The organism is Micromonospora sp. DSM 45708, from assembly GCF_039566955.1.
Lineage (GTDB): Bacteria > Actinomycetota > Actinomycetes > Mycobacteriales > Micromonosporaceae > Micromonospora.
In genome coordinates this window covers 6,853,636-6,866,516 of sequence record NZ_CP154796.1, presented here as the reverse complement: position 1 = coordinate 6,866,516, position 12,881 = coordinate 6,853,636, and the positions used below count along the sequence as shown (strand labels likewise).

11 protein-coding genes and 1 tRNA gene are annotated in these 12,881 nt (G+C 72.9%); 7 read left to right on the top strand and 5 right to left on the bottom strand.

Annotated elements, in window-relative coordinates:
* Positions 1 to 21 precede the first annotated feature (21 nt).
* On the bottom strand, positions 22 to 477 hold the full coding sequence (locus VKK44_RS30205; RefSeq protein ID WP_343444576.1) for a GatB/YqeY domain-containing protein: 456 nt from the start codon (positions 475 to 477) through the stop codon (positions 22 to 24).
* Between the two features lie 25 nt (positions 478 to 502).
* On the opposite strand from VKK44_RS30205, the gene VKK44_RS30200 reads away from it, so the two are divergent.
* The 5 genes from VKK44_RS30200 to VKK44_RS30180 all read left to right on the top strand — a co-directional run bounded on the left by VKK44_RS30200 (position 503) and on the right by VKK44_RS30180 (position 5,456).
* Positions 503 to 1,396: a metallophosphoesterase gene (locus tag VKK44_RS30200; protein ID WP_343444575.1), complete on the top strand. Its 894-nt coding sequence runs from the start codon at positions 503 to 505 to the stop codon at positions 1,394 to 1,396.
* 125 nt (positions 1,397 to 1,521) lie between these two features.
* Positions 1,522 to 1,598 (top strand) — tRNA-Pro (locus tag VKK44_RS30195).
* A gap of 150 nt (positions 1,599 to 1,748) precedes the next feature.
* Positions 1,749 to 2,186 carry a helix-turn-helix domain-containing protein gene (locus VKK44_RS31100; RefSeq protein ID WP_458351584.1) on the top strand — a complete coding sequence of 146 codons (438 nt, stop codon included), beginning with the start codon at positions 1,749 to 1,751 and terminating at the stop codon, positions 2,184 to 2,186.
* Between the two features lie 112 nt (positions 2,187 to 2,298).
* Entirely contained in the window at positions 2,299 to 3,402 is a 1,104-nt protein-coding gene (locus VKK44_RS30185) for a calcium:cation antiporter (RefSeq protein WP_343447951.1), read from the top strand.
* Between the two features lie 131 nt (positions 3,403 to 3,533).
* The gene (locus tag VKK44_RS30180; protein WP_343444574.1) at positions 3,534 to 5,456 is read left to right on the top strand and encodes a DNRLRE domain-containing protein; all 1,923 of its coding nucleotides are present in this window, start codon (positions 3,534 to 3,536) and stop codon (positions 5,454 to 5,456) included.
* Between the two features lie 42 nt (positions 5,457 to 5,498).
* Here VKK44_RS30180 and VKK44_RS30175 read toward each other — a convergent pair whose 3' ends face one another.
* On the bottom strand, positions 5,499 to 5,972 hold the full coding sequence (locus VKK44_RS30175; RefSeq protein WP_343444572.1) for a hypothetical protein: 474 nt from the start codon (positions 5,970 to 5,972) through the stop codon (positions 5,499 to 5,501).
* Positions 5,973 to 6,081: 109 nt separating this feature from the next.
* On the opposite strand from VKK44_RS30175, the gene VKK44_RS30170 reads away from it, so the two are divergent.
* Entirely contained in the window at positions 6,082 to 7,371 is a 1,290-nt protein-coding gene (locus VKK44_RS30170; protein WP_343444570.1) for an MFS transporter, read from the top strand.
* Between the two features lie 142 nt (positions 7,372 to 7,513).
* On the opposite strand, the gene VKK44_RS30165 is transcribed toward VKK44_RS30170, so the two are convergent.
* The 3 genes from VKK44_RS30165 to VKK44_RS30155 form a co-directional block, all read right to left on the bottom strand.
* Positions 7,514 to 9,256 (bottom strand): bifunctional metallophosphatase/5'-nucleotidase, encoded by a 1,743-nt coding sequence (locus VKK44_RS30165; RefSeq protein WP_343444569.1) that lies wholly within the window; start codon positions 9,254 to 9,256, stop codon positions 7,514 to 7,516.
* Positions 9,257 to 9,563: 307 nt separating this feature from the next.
* Complete coding sequence (locus tag VKK44_RS30160; RefSeq protein ID WP_343444568.1) at positions 9,564 to 10,370, bottom strand: histone deacetylase; 807 nt, start codon at positions 10,368 to 10,370, stop codon at positions 9,564 to 9,566.
* Positions 10,358 to 11,137: a metallophosphoesterase gene (locus VKK44_RS30155; RefSeq protein WP_343444566.1), complete on the bottom strand. Its 780-nt coding sequence runs from the start codon at positions 11,135 to 11,137 to the stop codon at positions 10,358 to 10,360. The genes VKK44_RS30160 and VKK44_RS30155 overlap by 13 nt, the downstream gene beginning before the upstream one ends.
* 164 nt (positions 11,138 to 11,301) lie before the next feature.
* Between VKK44_RS30155 and VKK44_RS30150 the strand changes: the two genes are divergently transcribed.
* On the top strand, positions 11,302 to 12,759 hold the full coding sequence (locus tag VKK44_RS30150) for a GGDEF domain-containing protein (protein ID WP_343444565.1): 1,458 nt from the start codon (positions 11,302 to 11,304) through the stop codon (positions 12,757 to 12,759).
* The last annotated feature ends 122 nt before the right edge of the window (positions 12,760 to 12,881 follow it).

Sequence of the window (12,881 nt, the reverse complement as noted above, 5' to 3'; positions counted from 1 at the left end):
GTCGCGTTGCGGTCGGTGCGTCTACAGGCCGAGCTGCCGGCGTACCTCGGCGGCGACCCGGCCCCCCTCGGCCCGGCCGGCCACCGCGGCCTGGGCCGCCTTCATGGCCGGGCCCATCTGCGCCTTGCCGGTGAAGCCGCCCGCGGCGAGCGCCCCCGAAACCAGCTCGGCCAGCTCGTCGTCGGGGAGCTGCTTCGGCAGGTAACGCTCCAGCACCTCGCCCTCCGCGGTCTCCTTGCCGGCCTGCTCCGCGCGCCCGGCATCGGCGAACGCGGTGGCCGCCTCGCGCCGCTTCTTCGCCTCCTTGGTCAGCACCGCGAGCACCTCGTCGTCGCTGAGCTCGCGCTTTTCCCGGCCGGCGACCTCAGCGTTGCCGACTGCCGCGAGGGCCATCCGCAGCGTGGAGGTGGTCAGCTCGTCGCGCGCCTTCAGGGCGGCGCGCATGTCGGTGGTGAGACGGTCCTTCAGCGTGCTCATGGTCGGTGAAACTACCCTGAACAGCATGCGAAAGCGCACACTATTCCGGCTCGCGGCCGGAACCGCCGCCGCCGGCGCGGCCACGCTGGCCTACGCGTCGCTCGTCGAGCGCAACCTGTTCACCCTCCGCCGGTACGACGTGCCGGTGCTCCCGACCGACGCCGAACCGCTGCGCGTGCTCCACCTGTCGGACCTGCACATGATGCCCAACCAGCGGCGCAAGCAGGACTGGGTGGCCTCGCTGGCCGCGCTCGACCCGGACCTGGTCGTGGTCACCGGCGACAACATGGCCGACCCGGAGGCGGTGCCCGGCGTGCTGCGCGCGCTCCAGCCGCTGCTCGACTTCCCCGGCGCGTTCGTGTTCGGCTCCAACGACTACACCGGGCCGGTGCTGAAGAACCCGTTCACCTACTTCCTGCCCGACCGGGAGTACACCGACGGCGTGCCGCTGCCGTACGAGGAACTGCGCGGCATCCTCACCGGCGCCGGCTGGGTGGACCTGAACAACGCCCGCACCACGCTCAAGGCCGGCGGGCGGGCGATCGAGATGGCCGGTGTGGACGATCCGCACATCGAGCGGGACGACTACGACGCGGTGGCCGGGCCGGTCGGTGACGAGGTCGCGCTGTCGATCGCGCTGGCCCACTCGCCGGAGCCGGCCGTGCTGGACCGGATGGCCGCCGACGGCTTCGGGTTGCTGCTGGCCGGGCACACCCACGGCGGGCAGGTCTGCGTGCCCGGGTACGGCGCGTTGGTGACCAACTGCGGGCTGCCCCGGTCAATGGCGCGCGGGCTGCACCGCTGGCCCGGCTCGGACTCCTGGCTGCACGTCTCCGCCGGCCTGGGCACCCACCCGACCGCCCCGGTCCGCTTCGCCTGCCCACCCGAGGCGAGCATCCTGACCCTGATCCCCCGCTGATCGGCGATCTTGGTGCGGATCCGCCCGCGGAGGGGTGAATCCGCACCAAGATCCAGGCGTCGCGTGGGGTGGGGGTACCGAGTTGGACCCCGGAGGCGGGTGGGCTACTATTTGTCGGCACGCCTCGGGGTGTGGCGCAGCTTGGTAGCGCGCTTCGTTCGGGACGAAGAGGTCGTCGGTTCGAATCCGGCCACCCCGACCAGAGGTCAGGCCACTCTCCATCAACAGAGAGTGGCCTGGTGCATTTGCAGCTCCCCCTGCCACCAGGGCGACGTGGCGTTACCTAGCGTGGTGTTCAGGTGTACCTTCCGATGCGATGGGGTGCGTCCTCCTCCGCGTTGGGAGCGTCGTTGTGTCGCACGTCGATCCACGTTTCGCGGCCCAGCTTCGGGCGCTGCGGGCCAGTCGCGGGCTGTCTCTGCGGGCGCTCGGGCAGCTCGCGCACCGGGGCAAGAGTCATCTGCACGATCTGGGGACCGCCGCCAAGGCTCCGACACCGGAAACGGCCCGGCACCTCGATGAGGTTCTTCAAGCTGGTGGGGCACTCGTGCGGCTCGTCGAGCAACCCGTCGACCACGACGCGGGGCGGACACGCGCCGACGCCGCCCGTACCTACGTCCACGTCCACGATCCGGTCAATGCCGCCCGCGTCCTGACAGCGGCCGACCGCATCGCGCCGGCCGAGATCCGTCACCGGCCAGCCGGTCGGGACGTACTCGCCCGGGTCGCCCGCGAGCCCCACGCTCCGGCGACGATCACCGACCTCGCCGCCAGCCTCGGCGCGGGCTGAAGACCACCGACGAGCGACGCACCGCGGCCAGATCCGTCACACCCCACCCGGGACGATCTCCCCACCGCGGGCAACTGACCGATTCACCTGGCAAGGTAGACGCATGCCAGCGATGATCCGATCCCGCCTGACCGATTGGACCACCGTCGTACCCGTGCTCGCCGTGCTCCTGCTCGTCTTCACCTGGGGGCGGGAGCTGCCCGGCGTGCTGATCTTCGTGGTGGCCGCCCTGCTCGCCGTCGCGGTGCTCGCCGCCGTCCACCACGCGGAGGTGGTGGCGCACAAGGTGGGCGAGCCGTACGGCTCGCTGGTGCTGGCGGTCGCGGTCACCGTGATCGAGGTCGGTTTGATCGTCACGCTGATGATCAGCGGTGGGGACAAGACGCAGGCGCTGGCCCGGGACACGGTCTTCGCCGCCGTGATGATCACCTGTAACGGCATCCTCGGCCTGTCGCTGCTGCTCGGCGCGCTACGCCGGCAGGTGGCGGTGTTCAACCCGGAAGGCACCGGCGGGGCGCTGGCCACCGTGGCGACGCTCGCCACGCTCAGCATGGTGGTGCCCACGTTCACCACCAGCCGGCCCGGTCCGGAGTTCTCCCCCGGTCAGCTCGCCTTCGCGGCGGTCGCCTCGCTCGCGCTCTACCTGCTGTTCGTGATGGTGCAGACCGGCCGGCACCGCGACTACTTCCTCCCGGTCACGCAGGAGGGCAGCATCCTGGCGGAGGACACCGACGGCGACGGGCACGCCGAGCCGCCGTCCACGCGTACCGCGCTGGTGAGCCTGGCGCTGCTGGTGGTGGCGCTGGTCGCGGTGGTCGGCGACGCGAAGACGATCTCCCCGGCGATCGAGTCGGCGGTGCAGGCGGCGAACCTGCCGCAGGCGTTCGTCGGCGTGGTCATCGCGCTGCTGGTGCTGGCGCCGGAGACGCTGGCCGCCGCGCGGGCGGCCCGCCGGGACCGCGTGCAGATCAGTCTCAATCTGGCGCTCGGCTCGGCGATGGCCAGCATCGGCCTGACCATCCCGGCCATCGCGATCGCCTCGATCTGGCTGGACGGCCCGCTGCTGCTGGGGCTGGGCGGCACCCAGATGACGCTGCTGGCGCTGACCGCGGTGACCGCCGTGCTCACGGTCGTGCCGGGGCGGGCCACCGTACTCCAGGGCGGGGTGCACCTGGTGCTGCTCGCCGCGTTCGTCTTCCTGGCCGCGAGCCCGTGACCGCGTCGGAAGTCCGCCGACCGCGCGGCCGGTGACCGACCGAAAGGCCGTTGCCCGCCCACCGGTGGGAACGGTTTGATGCCCGTAACTGTCCGGGCGGGCGCCTGGACGGCAACGGGAGGACATCCACTGTGTTCAGTCTCAGGCCACGTCGTGGCCTCATCGGCCTGCTCGGGTTGACCCTGGGGGTCACCGGGCTGACGGTCGTCAGCACCGACGGCGCCGCCGTCGCGGCGCCGCACTACACCACCCCACCCCAGGTGCAGGGCGGCTGGGTCGACTCGGCCACGCCCGCGAAAGCGTACAACTGGGCCGAGGGCGTCAACATGCCGCTCGGCACCCGGGTCGACGACGCCGGGAAGTCGCACACCTCGCGGATCTACGCCACCTTCGACCTGTCCCAGTTCGAGGGCGGCCGGAAGATCTACGGCGGGAAGGTCTTCATCCAGGAGCAGACCGCGGCGGACTGCACGAAGCGGGCGATCGAGATCTGGCGTACGAAGCAGGTGGGTTCCACCCCCACCTGGAACCGGCAGCCGGAGCCGATCGGCAAGCTCGACGAGATCCTGACGCCGGAGTACTGCCCCCGGGCCACCATCTCCTTCGACGTGGGCACCGCCGTCCAGGAGGCGGTGGCGCAGAAGCAGCGGCGGATCACCTTCCTGCTCCGGGTGCCGGAGCAGTACGAGACGGACCCGACGTACGCGCGTGAGCTGAACTGGTACAAGCAGGTCCAGCTCAGCGTGCAGTACAACTCGCTGCCCACGGTCGACAACGCGCGCCTCTACAACGGCGGCTTCGCCTGCACCCAGTTGCGGCCGTACCCGAAGATCGGCGCCTTCGCCCACGTGCTCCAGGCGGTCGGGACCGACGCCGACGAGTGGGATCAGCGCAGCCTGCGTACCGACGTCGCGTTCTGGCCGGTCGGCCATCCGGAGCAGCGTCGGGAGGTGAGCGGCGAGCACGGCAGTTCGGGCCGGGCGAACACGGTCCAACTGGCCGCCGACGCGCTGGCCGACGGCACGTCGTACGTCTGGCAGGCCCGCGTCGGCGACGGCGCGGACACGTCCGACTGGTCGAAGAAGTGCTACTTCAGCTACGACGCCACGGCGCCGGCGGCGCCGACGGTGACGTCGTCGAACTACCCCTCGTCGGAGACCGGCCAGTGGGTGCCGGCCGGCGAGCCGGGTGTCTTCACGTTCTCCGGCAACGGCAGGAAGGACGTGGCGGGCTTCCAGTACTCGTGGTCCCAGCTCGGCGCGGGCGGCTGTGAGTCCGGCGGTGACGTCGGCCAGTTGGTCTGCACCGACCCGCTGAGCCGCCCCGGCACCGTCCGGCCCGACGCGCCGGGGGGCACCGCGACGGTGACGATGAGCCCGCCCGACGCCGGTCCGCAGCGGCTCACCGTGCGTTCGGTCGACCTGGCCGGCAACACCTCGGGGACGGTCGTCTACGAGGTGAACGTGCCCTGGTCCGCGCCGCAGGTGGAGGTGCAGGGCGGTCCCCCGGAGTGGAACCAGGACGTGCTGCTGAAGATCACCCCGGCGCCGGGGCTCAACGGCGTCGAGGAGTACGAGATCACGCTCGACAACGAGCCGGCGGAGACCCGGCAGCCCGAGGCGGACGGTGTCGCCTGGTTCAGCTTCCGGGCGAGCAACCCCAACGGTCACCGGGTGACGATCCGCAGCCGCAGCGCCAACGGATTCGTCTCCGAGGAGACCACCTGGTACGCCACCTTCAACCCGTGGCCGGGCGTCCGGTCGGACGTCTACCAGCGACCGGCCGACGGCAGCCCGGTGGGTGGGGTCGGGGTGCCCGGCACCTTCACCTTCTCGCCGCCGCCCGGGTGGACCGACGTGGCGACCTACCGGTACGCGTTCGGCGACGACGGCGAGTTCGCCGACGTGGCCGCCGACGGTGAGGGCCGGGCGACCGTGACGTGGACGCCGCAGACCAGCGGGTGGATCACCCTGACGGTCTTCGCGGTCAAGGCCGACGGCACGTTCAGCGAGTACGCCAACTGGTACTCGTTCGAGGTCGCCGGCACCGCCTGACCGGTGGGGCGGGGTGGACGAGCAGCGTCCGCCCCGCCCCGGTCAGTCGTGCAGCTCGGTGCGGGCCACCTCGGCGAACGCCGCGCTCAGGTAGTCGGCGAACGGGCGTCCGGTGACCGCCAGCAGGTCGGCCACGAGCAGCGGGGCGTGCCGGGCGACCGCCGCCGGGTCGGGCGGGTTCTCGTCGTCGCCCGGGTCGTAGACACCGAGCGCACCGGCCAGCAGCACCAGCAGCACGTGCGGGTCGACCTCGGGCCACCACGTCGCGGCCGACCGGGCGCAGCGTTCCAGCACCTGGCGTACGTCGTCGCCGTCCAGTCCGTCCGGATGCCCCTCCTCCAGCAGCAGCCGTACCGCACCGCCGAGCACCAGCCCGGCCCGGTCGGCGGCGGCGAGTCGTTCCACCGCCGCCCGGTACGCCTCGGCGTCCCGCGCCCGGGCCGCGTCGACCGCGTCCGTGGCGGTCACGGCGATCTCGCGGGCCGGGGCGGGCAGATGACGCCAGGTCGTGGTCACCGGGCCAGCATGGCAGACGGGGTGGGCTTGCTCACCTTCCGGCTCCGCGCCCGCCGGGGCGGGGGTAAACGGGTCGCGGTCGTCGTACCCGCCGCCCAGAATCCCAGCCATGCCGCGCCGCGTCCTACCAGCCCGTCCCGAAGCCCGCCGGATTCTCCTGGGGACCCTGCTCTCCGCCGTCGGGCGCGGCCTCACCCTGCCGTTCCTCTTCATCTACCTCACCGACGTGCGCGGCCTGACCGACGCCCGCGCCGGCCTGGTGATCGGCTGGTTCGGCGCGGTGACGCTGGCCCTGTCGCCGCTGGGCGGCACGCTGATCGACCGGTTCGGCGCCCGGCGGGTGGTGCTGCCGTGCCTGGTCGTCGAGGCCGTCGGCACCGGCTCGCTGGCCCTGGTCGACTCCACCGCCTCGGCGTTCGGGGTGATGACCCTGGTCGCCGTGGGCAGCTCGGCGATCTGGGCCGGGCAGAACACCATCCTCGCGTCGCTCACGAGCGACGGTGAGCGGCAGCGGGTCTTCGGGCTGAACTTCGCCCTGCTCAACCTCGGCATCGGCGTCGGCGGCCTGATCTCCGGCGCGGTGGTCGACGTGGCCCGCCCGGTCACGTTCCAGGCGATCTACCTGCTCGACGCGGTGAGCTACCTGACCCCGGCCCTGATCCTGCTCACGCTGCCGCACGTGGGGCGCCGGCCGGCCACGGTCGCGGACGGGGGCGATGCCGCGCCGGCGGCCGGCGGCTATCTGACCGTGCTGCGGGACCGGCCGTTCCGCCGGCTCGTCGTCTTCGGGCTGGTGCTCACCACCTGCGGCTACGCGCAGATCGAGGTGGGCTTCGCGGCGTACTCGGTGCGGGTGGTGGAGGTGACGCCGCGGGTGGTGGCCTGGGCGCTCGCCGCGAACACCGTGATGATCGTGCTCTCCCAGCTGCTGATGCTCCGGCGGCTGGAGGGACGCAGCCGCACCGGCGCGCTGGCGTTGGTCGGCGCGGTCTTCGCGGGCGCCTGGCTGGTGCTCGGTGCGGCCGGCGTGGTCGGTGGCGGCAACGCGCTGCTCGCGGCGCTCGGCGTGGTGGCCTGCTCGGCGATCTTCGGGTTCGGCGAGACGATGCTGTCGCCGGTCATGCCCGCCCTGACCAACGCGTTGGCCACCGACGAGCTGCGTGGCCGCTACAACGCGATGAGTTCGATGATCTTCGGGATCAGCGGGGTCGTCGGTCCGGTCACCGCCGGGCCCCTGATCGGCGCGGCGGACGGACGGGTCTGGGTGGCGGTCGTGGTGGGTGGCTGCCTGGCCGCCTCGCTGCTCGCCCTGTCCCTGCGCCCCCTGCTCAGCGCGGTCCAGGACGGCCGCCCGGCCCCCACCTCCACCCCGGACCCCCACCTCGCCCCCACGGCCTGACCGTCCCAGCCGTCGATCAAGGAGTTCGGGCCACCCTTCCGCGCTCTGCCGGACGCGAACTCCTTGATCGACGAGCGGGAGGGCACGGACGAGGACGGGCCCCGGAGCGTCGCTCCCGGGCCCGTTCTCGGTGTGGTCGCCGTCAGGCGGCGGGGACCTCCGCGGTGGTCTGGATCCGGTCCAGCGCCGGCGCGGACACCGGCGACTTCTCGGTCAGGTACGCGGTGAAGGCGTCCAGGTCGATCTGGCCGGTCACCGCGTTGGTGCCGCCGGTCAGGACGCTGAAGCCGTCGCCGCCGCCGGCGAGGAAGTTGTTCACCGTGACCCGGTAGGTCGCGGTGTCCGTCACCGGGGTGCCGTTGATGGTGAGGCTGCCCCGGACCACCCGGCTGCCGGCACACGGCGTGCCGGCCGGCGCGGTGGTGCCGTTGACGTCCACGACGTAGTGCACGGACGAGGAGGCGTAGAGCACCCGCGCCACGGTGAACTGCTGCTCCAGCATGCAGTAGAGCTGCGCGCCGGTCAGGTCCAGCGTCACCAGGTTGTTGGCGAACGGCTGGACGGTGAACGCCTCGGCGTAGGTGACCGGGCCGGCGTCGAGGTCGGCGCGGACACCACCGGGGTTCATGAACGCGGCGACCGCGTTCTGCTCGGTGTCGGTGGCGGCGAGCTGGGCGTCGGCGATCACGTTGCCCAGCGGCGACTCACCGGTCTGGTACGTCGGCTTGCCGTTGGCGTCGACCCCGGTCTGGTACAGGTTCTCCTGGGTCTTGGTGATCGCGGCGGTGGTCTCGCCGACCACCCGGTCGGCCACCGGGCCGAGCGCGGTCTTGTACCGGCTGATCAGCTCGGTCGAGGCCGGGTCCTTGGCGACGTCCCGGGTGACCACCACGTTGTTCGCCGACGCGCTGACCACGTCCCGGGTACGCGGGTCGATCTTCAGGTTGATGTCGGTGACGAGGCGGCCGAACGAGCTGGCGCTGGTGACCAGCTTGCCGTTGATGTTGCAGTTGTACGCGGCGTGGCTGTGGCCGCTGACGATCACGTCGATCGACGGGTCCATCCGGTTGGCGATGTCGACGATCGGGCCGCTGAACCCGGTGCAGTCGTTGATGCCGCCGCCGTTCTGCACGCCACCCTCGTGCAGCAGCACGACGATGCTCTTGACGCCGAGCAGCCGCAGGATCTTGGCGTACTTGTTGGCGGTGTCGGCCTCGTCGGTGAAGCGCAGCCCGGCCACGCCCTGCTGGCTGACGATGTTCGGGGTGCCCTCCAGCGTCATGCCGATGAAGCCGATCGGCACACCCTTGACGATCTTGATGCCGAACGGCTGCATCAGCGGCAGGCCGGTGGAGGTCTTGAACGCGTTCGCGGAGAGGTACTTGAACTTCGCGCCCGCGAACGGCGTGCCGTCGGCGCAGCCGTCCACCGGGTGGCAGCCGCCGCGCTGCATCCGCAGCAGCTCGGTGGCGCCCTCGTCGAACTCGTGGTTGCCGACGCTGGCGAACTCGAGCCCGGCGAGGTTCATCTCCTCGATGGTGGGCTCGTCGTGGAACGCGGCGGAGAGCAGCGGCGAGGCGCCGATCAGGTCGCCCGCGGCGACCGTGACGGTGCCCTTGCCCTGCGCCTGCGCCGCGGCGCGCATGGCCTTCAGGTGGCTGGCCAGGTATTCCGCGCCACCGGCGGCCTGCCCGTCGATGGTGCCGCTGGAGCCGGTCGGCGGCTCCAGGTTGCCGTGGAAGTCGTTGATCGCGAGCAGCTGGACGTCGACCGGCTTCGAGTGGGCCTCGGCCTGGTCGGGGGTGACGGCGACGGCGGTGAACGCGGTCGCGGCGAGTGCGGCCAGGCCGACGGCGGCCCGGCGGCGCATCCCGGGGACGGACATGGAACTCCTCGTGAGATACCGGCGCGTGGTGTCCGGACGATGATTCGCCCGGCGACCCTGATGCGTGCCGTGACAGGGGTCGATCGCGGAAGGCGGCACTCGGGGGAACGCCGCCCCGCCCGGGGTAGCTTCTCATCCACCGGGCCGCAGGTCGACCGGGGTGGCATTCGGAATGTTCGCCGCACCAGGCGACCCGTACCGGTCTGCCCGACGAGTCCGACATGACCGTCGGATGAATTCCCGCACGGCGCACGCGGTTCGTGGAAAGGGCGCCGGCCCCCAGGGACCAGGGAGCCGGCGCCGTCGCTCATGTCACGCCGAAAACCTTGCTCTGGCAACCTTCCTGACCGGAAACACTCCCGGCGGGCCATCCGTCGCCAACCGAACGGCCGTTCATGTCCACCGGTCCGGCGGCCGGAGCGGACTGTCCGAACTCGACCTGAACACCGGAGGGCGGGTTGGCGACCGCGACGTGGGCGGTGCCGACCAGCGTCCGGAGCGCCGCCCGGGTCCACCGCCCGGCGACACCCGGCCGGCCGGACAGATAGTCGACGGTGCGGGCGACACCCCACCCGTGCGCCTCCCGCAGCCCCCGGGCCAGCATGCCGAGATAGACCGGGGCGGGCCGGGTCCAGGGCACCTCCACCGCGCGGTGCGGGGCGGTGAACGTGAGCATCGGCCGGCCGTCGCGCTCCCCGACCCGGAGCAGCGTCTCGTAGCGGCCCGGACCGAGCGTGGCCCGGCCGGTCGCGACCGCCGCGCGGATCCCGGCCAGGTCCGCGCCGGGCGGCCGGTACATCTCCTGGGCGGCGATGTCGGCGAACTGCTCGACCGTGACCAGGTAGCCGCGGACCGCCGCCCGGCCGGGCAGCTCCGGGTCGTAGAACGCCATGCCACCGGTCCAGGCGCGGGACTCGCCGGCGAAATAGACGCCGCCGGGGACCAGCGCCGGAACCGTCCGGTGCGGTGGTCGGCAGTCCCGACAGCCCGGGTACGTGCGCAGCCCGCCCGGTGGACGCCCGCCGCGCAGGTACCAGTCGAGCCGAGCGGCGTGCAGGTTCGACCCGTACGCGACGTACCAGAGCAGGGGCACCGCAGCGGTCAGAACCCGCACGTCCGACCGGCGGCATGACTGACCTGGACGGTGTGCGTGACACAGCCGCCGTCGGCGACCCGGTGCAGCAGGAACGCGGTCGGCTCGGCGACCCAGCCGATCTCGTCCTCGTCGGCCATGGTCAGGCTCGCCTGGATCCAGGTGCTCGGCGCGCAGGTCAGCACCGTACCGGCGAACGCGCTGGTCACCTGGCGGTGCAGGTGGCCCGCGGCGACGCGTACGACATGGGGGTGTCGGGCGACCACGGCGGCGAACGCGTCGGCGTCGGCGAGCCGGATGGCGTCGGCGGCCGGGACGCCCACCGCGACCGGCGGATGGTGCAGGCACACGACGGCGGGCGCCTCCGGCCGGCCGGCGAGCACCCCGTCGAGCCAGTCGAGCTGCTCGTCGCCGAGCCGACCGCCGGAGCCGCCGGGGCTGAGCGAGTCGAGCACCACGAGCGTCGCGTCCGGGTGGTCGACGTGGTAGTGCGCGGAGAATCCGCCGGCCAGGTGGGGGGTGCCGCCGAACGTGTCGAGCAGCGACTCGCGGTCGTCGTGGTTGCCGGCGGCCAGGTGCACCGGCAGCGGGAACCGCCCGACGATCTCGCGGAGGGCGAGGTATTCGTCCGGCCGGCCGGAGCCGGTGAGATCGCCGGTGATCACCACGCAGTCGGGCCGGGGGCGCAGGGCGAGCGCCACGCCGAGCGCCCGGTGCAGGCCGGCCGCCGGCTCGGCGGCGAGCGGACCGGTGGTCACATGCGGATCGCTGAGCTGGGCGATGAGCATCGGCGCCTCCTCGGGCCGGGACCCTCACGCTACCGCCGCGCCGGTCCGCGCGTTGCCCACAGGCCGCGTCCACAGGCTGTGGATAGCACATGTGTACGAAGGTCGGGAGCGGCCCCGCTGAGTACGCTTGATCGCGACCCGACCCCCCTCCGAGCAGGAACGACGTGGACCACGAGCGAGTCCTCCGCGACGTCACGGTGCGCCTTCCCACGGCGTCGACCGTGCCCGAGGCGTGCCAGTGGACCGTCGCCGCGCTCGCCCGGCACACCCCGGCGACGGCCACCATCCTGCTCCGCGTCCACGACCGCCTCCGGTGCGTCGCGGCCACCGGTGCCTGGCAGGTCTTCTCCCACGTCCCGGCGACGACCGACGGCACCGGGACGGCCCGGCACCGGCCCGAACCGTCGGTGGCGCGGCGGGTCTACGCCTCCGGCGAGACCGCCGCCGTTCCCGACGTCGCCGCCGACCCCGACTACCTCCCGGTCCGCCCGGACGTCACCGCGGAACTCTGCGTCCCGGTCCGTGACCCGGACGGCCGCCCGATCGGCGTGCTCGACCTCCAGTGGAGCGAGCCGGTCACGCTGGCGCCCTGGCAGGAGACAGCCGAACGGCTGGCCGACCGGCTCGGCGCCCGGATCGCGGCGCTCGGCGGGCCACCGGCCGAGAGCCGCAGCGAGAAACTGCTCCGGCACGCCGCCGCGTTCACCGCCGCCGGAACCGACTGGGACCTGATGGCCGCCGCCATCGCCGCGGCCCGCGACGTCTCCGCGCTCTCCGCCGCCGTGCTGGTGCTCACCGGCCGGGACGGGCCCCGCCTGGGCGCGCCCACCGACACCCCGGGCGACCTGGAGGCGCGGATCCGGGCCGAACTGGCCGAGGCCGGTCCGGCCGCGCTGGACCGCATGGTCGACCGCGCCCACCGCTACGGCTCGGCGTACACGCTGGGCGAGGCGGGGCACCCCCCGACCGAGGAGTACCTGCCACTGACCCGGGCCGGCGCGCGCACGCTGGTGGCGGTGCCGGTCGGCACGCCGTCGAGCGGCGGCGTGCTGCTGGTCGCCGACGAACGGTCACTGCGACCCGACCCGACCACTGTCAACCTGATCGAGCTGCTGGCCGGGCAGGCATGGACCTGTCTCGACCGGCTACGGACCCTGGCGCGGCTGCGCGAGCAGGCCAGCTCGGACCCGCTCACCGGGCTGCGGCACACCGGGCCGTTCGGGCAGCGGATCGCCACCGCCACGCCCGGGCGTACCGCGTTGCTGGCCATCGACGTGGACGGGTTCAAGGACGTCAACGACACGTACGGCCACCAGGCCGGCGACCGGCTGCTGGTGGGGCTGGCCCGGGCGCTGGAGGGCGCGCTGCGGCAGGGCGACGAGCTGTACCGGACCGGTGGCGACGAGTTCTTCGCGGTGATCGAGGTGAGCCACCCGCAGGAGGCGGTCCGGATCGCCGAGCGGCTCACCGAGGCGGCCCGAGTCACCGGCCGGACGATCAGCGTCGGCATCGCGCTGCCCCGCCCCGACGAGCCCCCGGAGCGCACCCTGCACCGCGCCGACCAGGCCCTCTACGCGGTCAAGCGGCACGGCCGGGACGGCGTCCACCTCTCCGCCGCCTGACCCCACCCCCCGCGCCCTCACCGCACCTCGCCCCCTCAGCGCCCCTCGCGCCTCGCGCACCCCTGCTCGCCTCGCGCGCCCTTTCACGGAAAGAGTGGCTATGGGGACCCGAATAGCCACTC

Coding starts and splice junctions, on each gene's coding strand:
- VKK44_RS30205 (WP_343444576.1), bottom strand. CDS start 477: ATGAGCACGCTGAAGGACCGTCTCACCACCGACATGCGCGCCGCCCTG.
- VKK44_RS30200 (WP_343444575.1), top strand. CDS start 503: ATGCGAAAGCGCACACTATTCCGGCTCGCGGCCGGAACCGCCGCCGCC.
- VKK44_RS30185 (WP_343447951.1), top strand. CDS start 2,299: ATGATCCGATCCCGCCTGACCGATTGGACCACCGTCGTACCCGTGCTC.
- VKK44_RS30170 (WP_343444570.1), top strand. CDS start 6,082: ATGCCGCGCCGCGTCCTACCAGCCCGTCCCGAAGCCCGCCGGATTCTC.
- VKK44_RS30165 (WP_343444569.1), bottom strand. CDS start 9,256: ATGTCCGTCCCCGGGATGCGCCGCCGGGCCGCCGTCGGCCTGGCCGCA.
- VKK44_RS30155 (WP_343444566.1), bottom strand. CDS start 11,137: ATGCTCATCGCCCAGCTCAGCGATCCGCATGTGACCACCGGTCCGCTC.